At 32.8% G+C, this 19183-nt stretch carries 12 protein-coding genes; 1 reads left to right on the forward strand and 11 read right to left on the reverse strand.

What is annotated here, in order from left to right; translation table 11 throughout:
* Nucleotides 1-129: 129 nt before the first annotated feature.
* The 10 genes from OZP06_RS00200 to OZP06_RS00245 form a co-directional block, all read right to left on the reverse strand.
* Nucleotides 130-1503 carry a glucoamylase family protein gene (locus OZP06_RS00200; protein WP_269223113.1) on the reverse strand — a complete coding sequence of 458 codons (1374 nt, stop codon included), beginning with the start codon at nt 1501-1503 and terminating at the stop codon, nt 130-132.
* A 64-nt stretch (nt 1504-1567) separates the two neighbouring features.
* A complete protein-coding gene (locus tag OZP06_RS00205) occupies nt 1568-2395 on the reverse strand; it encodes a LamG domain-containing protein (protein WP_281324065.1) in 828 nt (275 codons plus the stop codon).
* 28 nt (nt 2396-2423) lie between these two features.
* The gene (locus tag OZP06_RS00210) at nt 2424-3890 is read right to left on the reverse strand and encodes a RagB/SusD family nutrient uptake outer membrane protein (protein WP_269223115.1); all 1467 of its coding nucleotides are present in this window, start codon (nt 3888-3890) and stop codon (nt 2424-2426) included.
* 19 nt (nt 3891-3909) lie between these two features.
* On the reverse strand, nt 3910-6903 hold the full coding sequence (locus OZP06_RS00215; RefSeq protein ID WP_269223116.1) for a TonB-dependent receptor: 2994 nt from the start codon (nt 6901-6903) through the stop codon (nt 3910-3912).
* A 242-nt stretch (nt 6904-7145) separates the two neighbouring features.
* On the reverse strand, nt 7146-9887 hold the full coding sequence (locus tag OZP06_RS00220) for a histidine kinase (RefSeq protein WP_269223117.1): 2742 nt from the start codon (nt 9885-9887) through the stop codon (nt 7146-7148).
* A 100-nt stretch (nt 9888-9987) separates the two neighbouring features.
* Nucleotides 9988-11187 carry an acetate kinase gene (locus OZP06_RS00225; RefSeq protein ID WP_269223118.1) on the reverse strand — a complete coding sequence of 400 codons (1200 nt, stop codon included), beginning with the start codon at nt 11185-11187 and terminating at the stop codon, nt 9988-9990.
* A 94-nt stretch (nt 11188-11281) separates the two neighbouring features.
* The gene (gene pta / locus OZP06_RS00230) at nt 11282-13375 is read right to left on the reverse strand and encodes a phosphate acetyltransferase (protein ID WP_281324066.1); all 2094 of its coding nucleotides are present in this window, start codon (nt 13373-13375) and stop codon (nt 11282-11284) included.
* A gap of 117 nt (nt 13376-13492) precedes the next feature.
* Nucleotides 13493-14563 carry a magnesium/cobalt transporter CorA gene (corA, locus tag OZP06_RS00235; protein WP_281324067.1) on the reverse strand — a complete coding sequence of 357 codons (1071 nt, stop codon included), beginning with the start codon at nt 14561-14563 and terminating at the stop codon, nt 13493-13495.
* 138 nt (nt 14564-14701) lie between these two features.
* Nucleotides 14702-16585: a molecular chaperone DnaK gene (gene dnaK / locus OZP06_RS00240; protein WP_269223119.1), complete on the reverse strand. Its 1884-nt coding sequence runs from the start codon at nt 16583-16585 to the stop codon at nt 14702-14704.
* A 462-nt stretch (nt 16586-17047) separates the two neighbouring features.
* Complete coding sequence (locus tag OZP06_RS00245; RefSeq protein WP_281324068.1) at nt 17048-17827, reverse strand: sulfite exporter TauE/SafE family protein; 780 nt, start codon at nt 17825-17827, stop codon at nt 17048-17050.
* A gap of 181 nt (nt 17828-18008) precedes the next feature.
* On the opposite strand from OZP06_RS00245, the gene rlmH reads away from it, so the two are divergent.
* A complete protein-coding gene (gene rlmH, locus OZP06_RS00250) occupies nt 18009-18482 on the forward strand; it encodes a 23S rRNA (pseudouridine(1915)-N(3))-methyltransferase RlmH (protein WP_281324069.1) in 474 nt (157 codons plus the stop codon).
* A gap of 79 nt (nt 18483-18561) precedes the next feature.
* On the opposite strand, the gene OZP06_RS00255 is transcribed toward rlmH, so the two are convergent.
* Nucleotides 18562-19182: a hypothetical protein gene (locus OZP06_RS00255; RefSeq protein WP_281324070.1), complete on the reverse strand. Its 621-nt coding sequence runs from the start codon at nt 19180-19182 to the stop codon at nt 18562-18564.
* Nucleotide 19183: the final 1 nt, after the last annotated feature.

Raw genomic sequence — 19183 nt, forward strand, 5'->3', positions numbered from 1 at the left:
TCTTGAAGAACATAAAAAATTCTAATTTCAGTTTTTAAATTTCCATTTATATCCGAATGCGGAAAGGAATTTAATGACGATAAAAAAGCAATGACTATTATTCTATAATTCTTTATTATCTGAAATTTTCTAAAAATTATATTTCCCAGAATGAAAACCAAGATTCAACAGTCCTTGTTTTACTTCAGGAGCATTCATAAATAATTTCCATAATAATCCAGAACGATAATTCTCAATCATAGGTGCTATGGTTCCTTGATCTATTGCCAAATAACGTGGTGTCACCCAATTATAATGAGGTGAAAATGCATCATAAGGCCCCGCAATTCCAACATAAATACTTTTCTTTTCATTGTATAAATAATGTAAAAACTTCATGCTTTCTTTTGGAGTATACGGAAAAGAAGATAGCGCAGCAGTTGGAGTGATTACCCCTAAATCATTGTCGGTATCATGGGCAGAATACCCCGTTGTCCCATCAGTATTTCTGGAATAACTGGCTGTAAGTCCCCAACATTTATCAGAATAGCCATTCCATTTTTTTGGATTATCAACACAATAACTATAAATTATTTTGGCCTGATTTTGTGTCAATTCCCAATAATTTGCATATTTATCAGACAATTGAGAAGGATCCAATCCTAAATAAGAATATTGCGCCCAAAACAAAGGACCAACATTTCCACTTACCGTATTGTATTTGAAAACTAAAGGAATTCCATATTGTGTTTTACCGGTTGTAATTGTACCGTTTCGTGTCCATCCTTCATGATAGGCAGCAGTAGGAATTGGATGCGTTGTAGAGGAAGCGCCTAAAATATAGGCAATCAAACATTCATTGTATCCTTCTAATTTGAATTTCATTTCCCATTGATAGGTTGGAGACCAATGCCAAAACATCGCATTTTCGCCATTAGTATACCAGCTCCATTCAACCCCTTTCCATAGATTATCTGCTTTGGCAGACAATGCTTTTTCTTGAGGGTTTCCGTCTTTGAAATATTCGCGAACGGCAATCAAACCTTGGCATAAAAAAGCGGTTTCCACTATATCTCCACCGTCATCTTTATTTCCAAAAGAAATGGCATGTCCAGTAGTTCCATCCATCCAATGTGCCCAGGCTCCGTGAAAACGATCCGCTTTATCTAGAAAATTCATTGCAGTGGTCATTCGTGAGACGGCTTCGGCTCTTGGAATAAAACCTCTTTCTACACCAACAATCAAAGACATTAGTCCAAAACCAGAACCTCCAGTGGTTACTTTGCTGGCTTCAAAACCAGGATTATCAGTATGATAACGTTCTCTCCCTAATTTTGAATTGGGTTCCGCATAATCCCAAAAATACTTGATGGCATCTTTTTGAACTTGATCCATTGCTTGTTCATCTGTTAAGACTGTAACAGGAGGTGTTGGAGTTACAGGTGTTGTTTGATCTATTGCACTATTACTACAACAGAAAAGAAAAACAAAAGTTGGAATTAGTAAAAATTTTATTTTTTTCATGCTTTTTTTTGTTTAAAATCTTGCCAAAGCCATTATGCTTTGACAAGATATATTCTACTTCACATTACAATTTTCCAGTAACTAGTTGATTTACTTCGGTTGCTGTCAAAGCAGTTGCATACATTCTGAACTGATCTAAGCTCCCAAGCCAATTATTAGAAAGCCAATCATTTGGTGTATTCCCCGGTCCAGATCCTATACGCAAACCAGCAACTTTTGAATCGTCTAGATTTACATTTCCGTGGTCTGTCCACATTTTTGTACTCACTACAACACCATCTTTATAAAATGTAAAAGCGGAAGTGCTTGCATCATACACAAATGCGCAGTGGTGCCATTGGTTATCCGTTAAACTTGCCATTAAACCTGATTCATTCCAAATAAACCATGGATCATTCATGTTTTTGTCTACAATAACAAATTTAATTTCTGAACCATCAAACATAAGCATCATTGTTCCTCCAGACCAGTGGCCGTTTGAAGAAGGAAGACTAAATGGATATTCAGCACCTTTTGTTGCTCCATTGTGTTTTTCCCAAAAAGCAATTGTAAAACTTTCCGCTTCAGCAGCAAAATCATTTGGTTTTGAAAAGGCTATGTACTTTTGAATATGATCCGTTGGCCCTTGTGCCCCTTTTCCAGTAATACCATCAGTCTGTGTAAACTGATTATCATTGGGGAACTTTGCTCGAATATTATCAACAGCAAATTTTAAAGGGTCTGTTGTATTGTCATCAAAAGGAACAAAAAATTTCAAAGCTCCCCCAACTGGATTTAGATCTTTTGGATAATTTCCCAATGCAGGTTTGTCCATCTCCTGACATCCTATAAATGCGATCGAAACAAATACTATTCCAAAAGCTTTCTTAATCATTGATATATTGATTTTCATATATTTATTTTTTTAAATCGAATCGGTATTAATAATTAGGATTTTGTTTTAAAACTCCGCCTGATTGATCTATGGCAGTTTGAGGAATAGGATAGAACTTATTTTTGTCTTGGTATCCTAAACTACCTAATACTGTTGGAGCATCTCCCCAACGAACTAAGTCATAGAATCTTTCTCCTTCCATTGCAAGTTCCACTCTTCTTTCCTGTTTGATTGCTGCTTTCAAACCAGCACCAGCAGCTACATTTGGAAGCACACCAGCATTATTCCCTCTTGCTCTAGCGCGAACTTGATTCACATAATCTGCCGCTTTAGCAGTATTCCCTAATTCATTTGCAGCTTCGGCAGCGATTAAAATAACATCTGCATAACGTATAATTTTCACATTAAACCAATGATTTTTTCCTGTACCTTGAAGTGCTCTATATGACGGCGTAGAATAGGCTTTTTTGTTCCAATACGGTTGAGCCAAACCTGTTGGAATAGTAAAACCAAATCCATCATCTTGTCCTTCAAAAAGGATAGTCGAGTTCTTACGGGGATCACCAGTTTCATAGGCATCGACTAAATTCTGAGTAGGAACATTAAATCCCCAACCTAAATCCCAATCTCCAGAACCACGAATACCTTGTGATTCAAAATAATTATTAGAATAATTTACAATTGCTTGTCTTAGAAACTGAACTTCAAAAATGGTTTCAATACAATTGTCACCTTGTTCTTTGAACAAAGTTTCATACGAATTATACAAAGCATATTGCCCCGAATTGATTACAACTTCCGCTTTTTCAAGTGCTTTTACCCAATTTCCTTGGTACAAATAAAGCTTAGCCAATATTGAATTAGCAAAACCACTAGTAGCTCTTCCTGGATAAGAAGGCCAACTAATTGGTAATTTTTCAGCAGCTAATTCTAAATCACTAATAATTTGTGCATCAACATCGGCAATGGGAGATTTTGCTTTGATACCGTCGCTTGGTGTAAGGATTCTATTCAAAATTATAGGTACTTCTCCATAATCTCTGCGCAATTCAAAATAGGCAAATCCTCTTATAGCCAAAGCTTCAGCTTTGTTGATTATGCTTCCTGAATCCGTTTTTCCTGAATTATCTACATCGGCAATCAAATCATTACAAGCATAAATTAAGCTAAAATGACCATCCCAATTTGAAGCAAATTCTGTGGGAGAATAAACAAATCCGTCCATTATATTCCCTCTTGCAGATGCGTCACCTGGTGTACTACCTTTCATGGCATCATCGGAGCGAATATTTTGAAACCAATACCTGTCCCAATCTGTAATTCCTCCTTGTGTTCTCAATTTTCCGTATAAACCAAAGGCTTTTTCTTCAAAACCTCCCGCTGGTAAATCTCCTTCTACTGCTGTTCCTAATGGTTTTCTATTCAAAAAATCATCATCATTACACGAATTCAAAGTGGGTAATGAAACTACGGCCAGTAGCGATATATAAACTATAGATTTAAAATTTCTCATTTTTGTTCAATTTTTAATATTAAAAAGTCACGTTTAAACCAATAGATGTAACAGCTGGCAAAGGATATCCCCCTGTGTCTCTTCCAAATGAAACTGGAGAACCTCCCGCTTCAGGAGTGAATCCTGAATTTTTAGCCCATGTAATTGGATTCTGCGCATTGAAGTATATTCTTAAACTTTGGATAAAAGACTTAGCTAGAAAATCTTTATTAAAATCATAAGAAAACTGTATGTTTCTAAGTCTAAGATAGCTTCCGTCTTCTATCATATAAGTAGATGCCAATTTATTGTATCCAGAACCATCATTAAGTCTTGGTTCCCAATTTGAAGTTCCTGCACCTGTCCACCTGTCCAATTGATCCGTTCTATAATTGAATTGTGCAAAAGTTGAACCATTACCCCAATCTCTGTAAATTTCGTTTCCATAAACTCCTTGAAAATCAAGAGACAATGAAAATTGTTTGTACGTTGCACTCAAAGAAAAACCATACATAACATCAGGAGTTGGATTACCAATCACTGTTCTATCTTCTGTAGTTATTTTCCCGTCACCATTTATATCTTTATATTTTAAATCCCCTGGCCCATAATCACCCAATGAGCTAGGAGCAGAATTCAATACATCAGCATAAGACTGATAAACCCCTTCGACTACATATCCATAAAATGACCCAATAGGAGCGCCTGCCGTAAGAATTGATGGTCCCTCAAAAACCTGAAATCCTGGCTCATAAACTGATTTTACTTTATTTTTCAAAGTAGTCGCATTACCACTTATGGAATAACTAAAATTGTCATTTATTTTATCGTTCCATGAAGCGGTAAATTCAAAACCTTTATTTTCTATTTCACCAGCATTCGTATAAAACTTTTCACTTCCAAGGTCAACAAATGTCAATAGATCTTTGGTCGTTTTGTCAAAGTAAGCGGTTTCAAAACTCAATCTGTTTTCCAAAAGTTTCATTTCAATTCCTGCCTCATAAGAAGTTACCGTTTCCCATTTTAAATTTGGATTATTTCTATAAGCCAACACATAAGCAGGTACCACAGATTCACCAAAAATGGCAGAACTACCTGTTGTGTATGCGGGATAGGAAGGATAATGAATTGAAGAAAATTGATTTCCTAATACACCATAAGAACCTTTAACTTTTAGTTGGTCAAATAGGTTTTGATTTTTCATGAAATCTTCTTTCGTTACATCCCAAGCTGCACCAATAGACCAGAAATTTTGGAAGCGGTTTCCCTTACTAAGTTCTGATGAGCCATCTCGACGATAAGAAGCATTTAAGGTATATTTCCCATCATAGTTGTACAAAAGACGTCCTAAATAAGATACATTAGCTCTATCCCATTGGTCTGAATTAGCAAAACGAGTTGTTGGGTCCCCAAAAGGATAAACATTTAGATACCACCATTTTTTGTCATACGGAATTGCTTCTCCTCCAACAAATTGATTCACTGTACCATTCATTCCTTCATAATTTTCTTCTAACCGATTATATCCTGCCAAAAGAGTAAAATCATGTTTACCAAAAGTATTATTATATGTTAAATTATAATCTTGTTGTGATTTATTAAAATTATTTTTAAATTGATTCACACTAGTAAGATTATTTCCTCCATAAGGAGTAAACTGATCTGTTTCACTAACATAAACGTCAAAAACGGGATTGTATCCTCTACCCTTACTAAAGCTATTATCAGACAAATAAGAACCTCTAAATTTTAAACCATCCATGATTTTTAATTCTAGAAAAACATTGGCAATAAACTTAGATTCTTCATTCAATTGGGTGTATTTTTTACCTTCGACTTCTGCACGTGGATTTCCTATTTGTGCTGCACCAATTTCTAATGGCAATTGATTGTATATTCCATCTGCATTTCGAGAAGAAACGATTGGAGTCGCTCTTAAGGCACTTTCAAAATTATGAAGCTGAGGCAGCGAAGATTGATATCCATTCATCGCTAACCCGACTTTGATTGATTCTGTTAATTGAGTTTCATTATTAACATTGAAAGTAAATTTTTTATATTTTTCAAAATCAATTAGACCATCATCTTCAATAAAACCAACTCCCAAATAGAACTTATTTTTTTCTGTTCCGTTAGAAATACTCAAGTTATTGGTAATTACCTTTGCATTATTATTTTTAATTTCATCAATCCAATTGGTGTTTGCATTAAACTTGTCATAATGTGCATAAGGAGAAAGCCCTTGATTACTTCTTTGCTCATCAAACAATGTTTTGAATTGTTGTCCGTTTGTCAATGATGGAGTATCTCCAATATTTTTGAAACCGACAGAATTATTATAATTTACAGTCATTTTACCATTTTTTGCTTTTTTGGAGGTAACTATTATTACTCCATTTGCACCACGAACACCAAAAATTGCTAATGAAGATGGATCTTTCAAAACTTCCATCGATTCAATATCGGAAGCATTCATAAATTTGATATCGTCGCAAAATATTCCATCTACTACATACAAAGGTTTGGTTTGATATCTACTTACGGTACCACGAATTCTAACATCTGGATCTTCACCTGGTTTTCCAGAGTTTACAATAGATAAACCAGCTACTTTACCTTGTGCAGAGACAATTGGATTTGCATTAGGTTTGTCTGCGAGTTGTTTTGCATCAATTTTAACAATAGAACCCGTTAAATCTCTTTTCTTGGCAGTTCCATATCCAATGATTACTACTTCTTTCAATTCTGTATCTTTGGATTCCTTCATCGATACCACCATTGGTTCTGAAGTAGCTGCTACTGATACCGAATCAAAACCTACTAAACTAATTTTTAATATCTCGCCCACTTTGGCATTGATATTAAAATCCCCTTCAAAATCTGAATAAGTAAAAACATTAGAATTTCCCACAACAACAAATACTCCGGGAATTCCAATTCCATACTGATCCAATACTTTTCCTTTTATTACTTGACCAGACATATAAGCCGGAAGTAGAAAGAGTGCTAAAATGCTAATAATAAAATTTCTCATAGATTTGCTAAACGTTTAAGTTAGTTCTGCTAAATTAGTTCAATACAACGTTGTAGTAACCAAAACAGTACTACTACATAAATACATCAAAATATGAAAATTAACTAAATAACTCTTAAATAACAACACTTTACATCATAGAAGAAATACTACAACAAGTAGTAATGATGTAGTGATGATGTATTGTTATTCCGTAATAAAAACAATAAAAAAGTAATTTATTGATAAAAAAACTATCATTTTTATATAGATAACAAAAACTTAGGAAGGTTTTCTTCTTGAGAAAGCCCCAATTTCTTTCTTAAACGATAACGATGCAATTCAACCCCTCGGAAAGTAATATTCATCATTGGAGCAATTTCCTTTGAAGAAAGGTTCATTTTTAGGTATACACAAAGCTTAATATCCTTTGGAGTTAAATTTGGATATTTCTTTGAAAGGGAAATTATAAATTCATTATTAATTTGATTCAAATTGGTTTCAAAAATTTCCCATTCGTGTTTATTAACCGCATTTATCTTTATCGCTTTTTTAATCTCACTTTTCAATTTATTAAAATCTGATTCGGTATCCAATATATTTTGGATATTTTCGATCATTTCACTTTGCTTGGCGATAGAAAGTGATTTGCCCGCTACTTCTGAAGATTTTGTCAGCAATTCGAGTTCCAAAATATGCTTCTCATATTCTTGACTATTCAATTCATTTTCTGCTTTTAATTCCATTTCTAGAATTTCTTTTTGATGTTTCAATTCTTCTTCTTGCAGTTTAAGTTTCTGAAGGTATTTTATCTTGTTCCATTTATAATAAAGATATAAGAAAAGTCCAACAACTACAAAATATACCAAAATCATCCAAAATGAAAAATACCAAGCCTTAGCAACTATAAATTGAAAATTAGTAATTCTATTATAATGCAATCCATCATTGCTATATATTGTTACATCGTGTGAACCACTTGTGAGATTATTCAAAAGAATCAACCCTTCCTTTATGGGTATAAACTCTTTGTTGCCATTGATTTTATAAAATAAATCTGGTTTGGTTGCACCATAAATTCCAGATATTACATTTATTTTAAGCTCTGAATTATGTTTGACTTTTGAATTATTTTCTACCAAAACATTATTATTGAAAGCTTCAATCTTTACATTAACCGTATTTTTATTGTCATTTTTTAATTCAAGTGAAATAAAACCATCATCTAGATTCAATAGATAATTATTACCATCTTTAAATACTTTTAGATTGTCATTGATAATTTTACCCTTGTAATATTTCTCTTGAATACTATTCCTTATAAATGTATTTCCTTGAGCAATAATATGATACAGAAGACCATCCTGAAGTACCATAAAATGATTTTCGTCAATAGAAACAATATCTGTTACATTCTTAAAATTGGTATTGAACAATTCATTAGCCTCTAATCTATTGGCAATAGAATTATAAGTGTACCATGAATTATCAATCAAAAAGAGAATTTCATTTCTAAACTCAAATATTTTAACTCCAAAATCATTTTTAATATTACAACGTTGAGTAACATTATCCATTTTAGCTTTATAATCATCATTATACAAAATACGATACAAACCTCTATTGTTATCAGCTGCCCATATCTCATTTCTTCTGTTTTGAGCAAGATATTTTAACGGTTTTAAAATACCTTCCAGAACTTTACTTTTTCTCAAATCATTGGCATCTTCATAAATTACCACTCCACTATAGGTTGCTTGCAAGTAGAAATTATTGTTATTACTTTTAGACAAATTCCACCCACCATCTATATCGCTTAATCTACTAAACTGTCCATTTTGAAATATAAAAGTTCCTTCGTTATGACCAATAAGGTATTGATTGTTAATTTTACTGATATTCCAAGCTTGTCCCTGTGAATTTGGTATCATTGAAAGTTGCTTCCCTTCATATTTAAAAACACCGTGGTTTGAAGCCATCAAATAACCTTTTGGTGTGCTTGCCACTGAATATACAGATCCTAAAATTCCGGAACTGTCATAAAAAATAGAAATAGGCGAATTGACCTCAATATGAGCCAGTCCGTTATCGAGTCCCAACCATAAATCATTCTCATTATCCTGACCAATACTTAGAATGGAATTATTCATCAAGACATTATTCCGATTGATATTTTTATAGGAACCATCATTCAAGTTCAGAATGTAAACTCCATTATTTGCAGTTCCAATAATCAATTTATTGTTTTTTATAAATTGAGCAATATTGATATTGGCTGATTTTAAAATAGCATTTAAACCATTATTCCAAGGTTTCAAAATTGAATCTTCAAGCACATAAACCCCATTTTTCTTGGTGAAAAAATAAATTTTGTTTTGGTACTTCTGAATTGCATGAATCACATTTTTTTCTAAAAGAGATAATCCATTTACTTTTTCAATCTTCCCATCCATCCACTTAAAAATCCCCTTGTCTACTGAAGCAATTAATAACTGATCTGCTACAACAAAACAATATGAAATGAGGAATGGAAACTTTTTCTCTTTTATCAATTTTCCATCAAATACAAAAACACCATTAAAGGATTGAAAGTAAATTTTGTTATTAAACTTGAATATCTTCCAGATTTCTTCGTTGTTATTAGCATCAAAAACCTTTTTCCCTTTGGTAATAGAAACATAATGCATTGTAGCATTTTTACGAAACCAATAACCAAATTCCTTATAAGAACCTGAATAAATTCGATCACCATCTACCATTATGGAACGAATGATGGTTTTATTGGGTAATGTATATTTTTCCCATTTTACACCATCGTATCGCAACAAATAATAATTATTCGCAAAATACATGGCTTTGTCATTTCCTTGGGCTACATTCCAAATCTGGTTGTCCCCTTGATAATTGGATTTGTTATAATTTTCAACAAATGGAAGTAACTCTTGGGCATACAATTGCAAAGAAAATATAAAGAAAAAGAAAATATAAAGAAATTTAGTTTTCAAAATAGGAAGTTTTTTTATCAAATATAATTACAATTCTTCAATAAAAAGCATAAAAAAAGCCTCTGAAATTCAGAAGCTTTCCTTAGAAAAAAATATATATTTAACTCAAGAGCAATTCATAAACTTGATTTGCAATTTCAATTTCTTCATTAGTAGGAATAACCAAAATTTTTGTTTTTGAATCTGGCGTATTAATTTCTCGCATCTCTTTCGAACGAACATCATTTTTAGCATGATCCAATTCCAATCCAAAATACTCCATATCTGTACATACCAATCTTCGGATATAGGATGAATTTTCTCCAATTCCTGCAGTAAATACAATTGCATCCAAACCATTTAAAACTGCTGCATACGATCCTATATATTTCTTGATTCGATATGCATTCATGGCTAAAGCTAATTGACAATCTACATTTCCATTTTCGGCATTAGATTCAATATCTCTTAAATCACTAAATCCGGTAAGTCCCAACATTCCACTTTGTTTTTGCAACATCGTATTCACTTCATCTATTGTGTAACCCAATGTTTTAACCAAATAGAAAATAACGGATTGATCTACATCTCCAGAACGAGTTCCCATAATCAAACCATTCATTGGTCCAAAACCAAGTGTAGTATCAATACTTTTACCATCTTTTATGGCGGTCATACTACAACCATTTCCTAAATGGATCGAAATAATATTTGACGATGTATTAATTGAATTGGCATTCAAAAAATGAATAGCATTTTCTGAAACATATTTATGACTTGTTCCGTGAAAACCATAAACACGAACTTTATTTTCGGTCAACAGAAAATTAGGTACTGCATATTTATGTGCTAATACCGGAATTGTTTGATGGAAAGCTGTATCAAAAACAGCGATCTGTTTTGCATCTGAAAATATTTCTTCAGCAACAATAATACCTTCATAATTTGCCGGATTGTGTAGAGGAGCTAATTCGAAAAGTTGTTTAATTTGTTGTTTTACTTCCTCAGTAATCAATGTAGTATTTGAGAAAGAACTACCCCCATGAACCACACGATGCCCAACTGCTTCTATTTCTTTGGTGCTTTTAATAACTCCTATTTTCTCATCCATCAACAATTGAGCTATTTTATTGAGACCAATTTTATGATTGGCAATAGGCAAAGATTCTTCAATTTTAGCCGAACTGGTCACATAACTTAAGTTTGAAGTTTCCAAACCAATTCTATCGATCATTCCACTACAAATAACCTCATTGGCCGGCATATCAATTAATTGATATTTGATAGAAGAACTTCCTGAGTTTATAATTACTATTTTCATTTATACTAAATTTAAAATTAAAAAGATTAAAAGATCGAAAATATCCAAAGAGAAACTAGTTCTAATTGAACATTAACATCTTTAAATTAAATTGTTATAGTCCTTGTGCTTGAATTGCAGTGATTACAACAGTGTTAATGATATCGTCTATCGTACATCCACGGCTCAAGTCATTTACCGGTTTATTCAAACCTTGCAACATTGGACCTATTGCTAATGCTCCTGTTTCTCTTTGTACTGCTTTGTACGTATTGTTTCCTGTATTTAAATCAGGGAAAATTAAAACGCTTGCTTGTCCTGCTACTTCAGAATTTGGCATTTTGCTTTGTCCAACTTCCATATCTACAGCTGCATCGTATTGAATAGGACCTTCTATTTTAAGATCAGGGCGTTTTTTTCTAACAATTTCAGTAGCCGCTCTTACTTTATCAACTTCATCTCCTTTACCTGAAGACCCAGAAGAATAGGAAAGCATGGCAATTTTGGGTTCAATTCCAAAAGCGGTACTCGAATCAGCTGAAGATATTGCAATTTCGGCTAATTGTTCTGCTGTTGGATTTGGATTGATAGCACAATCGCCAAAAATAGAAACTCTATCTTCCAAACACATAAAGAAAATAGAAGAAACCACAGAAGAATTTGGTTTGGTTTTAATAAATTGTAAAGCAGGCAAAATGGTATGTTGCGTTGTATGGGCAGCACCCGAAACCATTCCATCTGCATGACCTTTGTAAACCATCATTGTACCAAAATAGGAAACATCTTCCAATAAATCTTTGGCCATACCAAGAGTTACATTTTTGGCTTTTCGCAACTCATAATACGTATTTACATAATCATCATAATGTTCAGAATCTTTGGGATTAATAATTGCAATTTTAGAAAAATCAAATTCCAAACCTAACTCTACAACTTTGCTCTCAATTTGTTTTTGATTGCCAATAATCGAAATGTCTACAACATCCATTGCTTGTAAACGAGCTGCTGCAATAATAATTCTATCATCATTTCCTTCTGGCAAAACAATATGTTTTCGGTGTTCTTTTGCCCTTTTAACCAAGTTGTATTGAAACATTTTTGGGGTCATACCTTCTGCCTCAAAAGCATTAAATTTATTGGTTAGTGCATCTAAATCAACATATTTGTCAAAGGTATTTATAGAAGTCTCTATTTTCTGTAAATTACCCGCATAGATCTTAGATTTTATATTTCCAATTTTATTGGCAATATGATACGTTCCTCCTTCAACAGTAATAATTGGCACAACGGTAGAAAGACCTTCTATTAACTTCAAAATACTTTCTTCCGGAATAATATTACCTGTCAAAACTATACCAGAAACGGATGGATAATTTGCAGATTCATTGGCTTGTAATGCCCCAAGAATTATATCAGCACGATCTCCTGGAGTAATAATAAGTCCATTTTCTTTTAGATGTAACAAATAGTTACACAATTGCATTGCTCCAATACTATAACTACCACTCTGATTGTTTAAATATTCATGTCCAAATAATATTTTAGCATCCAGAACTTCCACAATTTCCTGAATGGTTGGATTGTGTAAACTTGAAATCAATGGGATTGAATTTACCAGTATCGAATTTGGTAAACTTTTTTGCAGGCCAGAAGTTACCAAATCTAAATTTTCAGGTTGCACTTTATTAGCTATAACAGCTAATACTTCTACCTCCTTCACTTTAAATGAATTGTATGCCAAATTCAAATTATCTACTAATTCCTCTAAAGTTTTTCCATCACCAGAGCCAACAATAATAGTTGGAATTCCTAGGTTTTTTGCAATAAGCACATTCATATCCAATTCGATAACTGTACCTTCTCCAGAAAAACTAGTGCCTTCAACTAGGACAAAATCAAAGCGTTCTTCTAATTTTTTATATTTTTCAATAATTAAATCGACAACTTCACCAAGTTTTCCTTTATTTTTTTTCTTGATTAACTTACTTTTTGTAATAGCATAAGCATCTTCATAATTGATATCTAAATCAAAATGAGAAATTACCATTTCGATGTGAGTATCCTTTTTTCCTTCCTCATAGTCTTCAATTATTGGTCTAAAATAACCAACTCTAGCCGTTCTTCCCAAAAGTGTTCTCATCAACCCAAGACTAATTATAGTTTTACCACAATTTTCCTCTATAGTTGCAATATATATCGCTTTATTCATATTGATTCTTTTAAAATTTTAATCCCTTTTGCATTTTTTACAAAAATAAATATTTAATTCCCATTTAAATATGACCTAAATCAGTTTTAAATAATAAAGTGCACACTATTCCATAAATTAATACCAATTTCTCTTTTTAAAATAAAAAATCATTCCAATTACTACAAAAAACATAAACCCCATGACCCAAAAATACCCATAATGGGATCTCAATTCTGGCATATTTTCAAAATTCATTCCATAAACCCCAACAATAAATGTAAGCGGAATAAATACTACTGAGATAATTGTAAGCGTCTTCATAATCTCATTCATCTTATGCGTTTGTGCCGCAAAAAAGAAATTAGATGCACTTTCTAAGGATCCCATATCCGATTCTATTTGTTCCAAAAGCTCTAAACATTTTTGATGCAAACGGGTAAAAAAGCTGAAATTGTCCGATTCGATTTCATTAAATACATTGTCTTCTTTTATGCTTTTAATATCATACAAAGAATCTCGAAGTGGGATAATCGAACGCTTAAGGAAATTAAAATTATCTCTATGTTTTTCTATTCTTTCCAAAATTATGGGATCAGCACTATTTTTGGTAAGATTTATCAAAACTTCTATTTTATCTTCTTCATTTTCAATCGTTATATAAAAATTACCAATAATTGCATCCAGTAAATTATACAATAAATAATCCGCATTTTTGGATCGTAGAATTCCAGAATTGGTTCGAATGCGCTCCCTTATGTGCGTAAAAAAATCACTTCTTTTTTCCTGAAATGAAATTAAAATTCCTTTTTTTAACAAGAAACTAATCTGTTCTACTCTAATATCATCTGAAGTTTCAGAAGGTAACATTGATTTTATATTAAAAAACAAAACATCCTTTTCTTCCTCTAGTTTAGTTCTTCTAGTGGTGTTTAAGATATCTGCCAACATAAAATTATCGATTTTAAAATAGCTGGTAATTTCTTTTAATAAATCAATATCATTCAACCCATGAACATTTAACCAATTTGTTTTATTATAATCAATATGCTTTTCTAAGTTAGTAATAGTCCCATTTTCATATTCACTTATGGTACTATCATCATAAACAAACAATTGCATTTCAATCTCTTTGCTTTTATGTAAACCCGTATATTCTAGACTATAAGGCTGTAATCGCTTTCCTTTCTTGTATTTAATTTTTCTCATAAAATAAATTGTATAGTAATATTACAAAAAAAAATTATGTCTTTGACTTTAATGCATAAAAAAACCGAGCTATTACTAGCTCGGTTTATATTAATTATGTAGTAGAAGACGCGATAAATCGCATCTTTACAGAAATAATTATTTTACTTCTTCGAATTCAACGTCTTCAACATTGTCTCCTTGCGCTTGTGCTTGTGGCTCTGCAGCAGCTTGACCTTGTTCTCCTTGAGCGTACATTGCTTCTGTAGCTGTTTTCCAAGCTGCATTAATGTTGTCAAGAGCCGTTTGAATTGCAGGAATGTCTTGAGATTGGTGCGCCATTCTCAATTCAGTCAATGCATATTCGATAGCTACTTTGTTATCATCAGATAATTTAGCTCCAAGTTCTTTCAATTGAGACTCAGTTTGGAAAATCATTCCGTCTGCTTCGTTCAATTTTTCAGCTCTTTCTTTAGCGATTTTGTCAGCATCAGCATTAGCTTCAGCATCTTTTTTCATTCTTTCGATTTCTTCAGCTGTCAATCCAGAAGAAGCTTCGATACGAATATCGTGAGATTTACCAGTTCCTTTATCTGTTGCAGAAACTTTGATGATACCATTTGCATCAATATCAAAAGTTACTTCAATTTGAGGAACTCCTCTTGGTGCTGGTGGAATACCATCTAAATGGAAACGACCGATAGTTTTGTTATCTGCAGCCATTGCTCTAGCTCCTTGCAATACGTGAATTTCAACAGTTGGTTGAGAATCAGCAGCAGTAGAGAATACTTGAGATTTTTTTGTTGGAATAGTTGTGTTAGACTCAATCAATGTAGTCATAACTCCACCCATAGTTTCGATACCTAAAGACAAAGGTGTAACGTCAAGTAACAATACATCTTTTACATCTCCAGAAAGAACTCCACCTTGAATAGCAGCTCCAATTGCAACTACTTCATCAGGGTTAACTCCTTTAGACGCTTTTTTACCAAAGAATTTCTCCACTTCGTCAGCAATTCTTGGCATACGAGTAGATCCTCCAACCAAGATAACTTCGTCAATATCCGAAACAGATAAACCTGCATCTTTCAACGCTTTTGCAACTGGTGCCATAGAACGTTTTACTAATGAATCTGTTAATTGCTCAAATTTAGCTCTAGTTAATTTTTTAACTAAGTGTTTTGGTCCTGAAGCTGTAGCAGTTACATATGGCAAGTTGATTTCAGTTTCAGCAGAAGATGACAATTCAATTTTTGCTTTCTCAGCTGCTTCTTTCAAACGTTGCAAAGACATTGGATCTAAACGTAAATCAATACCTTCTTCAGTTAAAAATTCGTTAGCCAACCAGTCAATAATTTCGTGGTCAAAATCATCTCCTCCAAGGTGAGTATCACCATTTGTAGATAATACTTCAAAAACTCCGTCTCCTAATTCAAGAACAGAGATATCAAATGTACCTCCACCTAAATCGTAAACAGCGATTTTTTGATCTTTACCTTTTTTGTCCAAACCGTAAGCCAAAGCTGCAGCAGTTGGTTCGTTGATAATACGCATTACTTTAAGACCTGCAATTTCACCAGCTTCTTTTGTAGCTTGACGTTGTGCATCATTAAAGTAAGCAGGAACAGTAATAACTGCTTCTGTAACTGTTTGACCTAAATAGTCTTCAGCTGTTTTTTTCATTTTTTGAAGTGTCATAGCTGACAATTCTTGAGCAGAGTACAAACGACCATCAATATCCACACGTGGTGTATTGTTGTCCCCTTTTACAACTGAATAAGATACTCTTTTTGCTTCATTTGTAATTTCAGCAAAAGAATGACCCATAAAACGTTTGATAGAAGCAATAGTCTTAGTTGGATTAGTTACTGCTTGTCTTTTTGCAGGATCACCTACTTTAATTTCTCCACCTTCAACAAAAGCAATGATAGATGGTGTTGTTCTTTTTCCTTCAGCATTAGGGATTACTACTGCTTCATTACCTTCCATTACAGAAACACAAGAGTTTGTTGTACCTAAATCAATTCCGATTATTTTACCCATTTTTAATATATTTAATTTTATTGTATACTTATTTTAACGGCTCGATGACTCTAAGGCAATGATTATGCCAATATAAAAAACCGAGTAAATTGTCAGTATTCATTACAATTGGCATAAAATAATATGACAAACTGACATTTTCAGAATCACTTGGGCAAGACCCCATTATAAAAAGGAGCCAAATATAGCAGACGCTCATTCGGCTCCTTTCCATAATACGGTCGGGCTATTCACGCTACTTCGGTAGCTAGTTTCTATCCCTCTTGCGGTTCTAAGATCATTAGAATAAGCCAAGAAATTATTTCTTCTCCAGAAAATTAAGCTCGATAATTTCCTAGTATTTTATACAAAACAAAAAACCGCAGATTCGCAGATTTTTAAAAACCTGAGAATCTGCGGTAAAATTTTAAATGCTAAAATGAAATTAATCGTAACTATGCAGTTAATGAATCCTTAAAAATATTAGGCTACCAACTTAAAACCAACATAAAACAGCATTACAGCAATTGCATTTCTAAGCAATAAATCAGGCAGTTTTCCGCTCAACATACTACCCAAGTAAATTCCTGGCAATGAACCCAATAATAAATGACCTAGTATATTTAAATCCAAATTTCCCATTGATGCATGTCCCAATCCGGCTACTAGCGTTAAAGGTACTGCATGTGCAATTTCTGTCCCCACTAATTTTGGAGTGGGTAATAGAGGATATAGAAAAAATAAAGTTACTGTTCCTAAGGCACCTGCACCAATTGAAGTCAGCGTTACTGTTGCCCCTAACATTACACCTATAGCAACGGTTAATAAATTCTGAGTTTTACTCTCACTATGAAATTTATCACCTGCATGTTTTTGCGAAAACACCAATAACTTCTTTTTAAAAATAATAGCAACCGATGTAAACAACAATGCCCATCCCAAGCTAAATTTTATAACTTTATTCAGAACCTCCAGGTCTGTTTTCAAATTATGAAGAATCCACAAGGTCAACAAAGCAGCGGGTACGCTACCCAATGTTAGCCAACCTGTTATGGTCCAGTTAATATTTTTTTTCTTGTTGTGTACATATACACCTCCAGATTTTGTAATAGCTGCATATAACAAATCGGTTCCAACCGCTGTTGAGGGCGGTATCCCAAACCATAATAAAATCGGTGTCATTAAAGAACCACCACCTACACCTGTCATCCCAACAATAAAACCAACTACTAATCCTGCAACAATTAATCCCACTAAATCCATAGATATTCTATTTTTTTGACAAAAATAGATAAAACATTAAGATATCCAAATGATTTATCAAGAAATAAAGATTCTTTTAATTTATACAAATGATGTTTTCTAAATCTCATAACATAAATTTTATTTAAAATAATGAAAAACAAAGTCCTTTTGTAACTTTGCGCCTTTTAAACTAGTAAAAATGAACATCAAACTGATCGCCATCGGTAAAACCGACAATAAAGCATTACAAACCTTAATTGAAGATTATACTAAGCGTTTGTCTTTCTATATTAAATTTGATTTAGAGATTATTCCAGACATCAAAAACGTAAAAAACTTATCCGAAAGTCAACAAAAAGAGAAAGAAGGCGAGCTTATTTTGGCTAAAATAACACCTACTGATCAACTTATTTTATTAGACGAAAATGGAAAAACTTTTTCGAGCGTAGCCTTTTCTGCCGAATTGCAAAAAAAAATGAATTCAGGTGTAAAAACTTTAGTATTTGTCATAGGCGGTCCTTACGGCTTCTCGGATACTGTTTATGCCAAGGCAAATGGAAAAATTTCCCTTTCTTTAATGACTTTTTCGCATCAAATGGTGCGGTTATTTTTTATAGAACAATTGTATCGTGGTTTTACAATTTTGAGAAACGAACCGTATCACCACCAGTAACAAGTGTTCAGTTTGCAGTCGCAGTGTTCAGTTATTAAGATGTGAAAAGTATTCAGTTTCAGTTTTCAGATTGAAGTACTTAATAAATAAATTCTTCATTGCTATTCATTTTTTTTTCTAAAGTTTGAATAAATATTTTACTTTGGATATAACTACCAAAATCTAAGTTTTTATCAAATCTAAACAGAAAATTATTCGCTTTATTTTCTGGAAGATTATCTATTAACTCTCGTAATTTTTCTTTTGTAATAAGTTGATTCTCCAATAAAATTTGATTTTTTTTATTAAAAAAAATCACAGTTCCAATGGGTTTCTTCAACTTATAATACACATTTGTAAAAGGAATAAAAGCTAAGTTTTTACCAATACTATCCGCATAAGAATAATAATTGAGCGCCAATTCGTTTCGATGCTCTTTTTCCTCGCGCTTTTTTTGTTGCAATTTCATTACTTCTGGAATAACCAAACGCAATGGCAAGCGCTTGTCAATATTAAATATCCAATTGGTGGTAATAATGCTGTTTTTTCTATTCACTTCAGCCAAAGTATCTTTTCCTTTTACTCTAAAAAAAATATAAATAGGCGAAAGATCAACTACTTCTTTTACAATCGAACAATCTGCTTTTGGCAACAGAATATCTTCTTTATTTCCACAAGAAATAAAAAGCAACAACACAAATCCAAAAATATATTTTATCATT

Origin of the sequence: Flavobacterium sp. IMCC34518 (assembly GCF_027111095.2) — a bacterium.
Taxonomy (GTDB): Bacteria; Bacteroidota; Bacteroidia; order Flavobacteriales; family Flavobacteriaceae; genus Flavobacterium; species Flavobacterium praedii.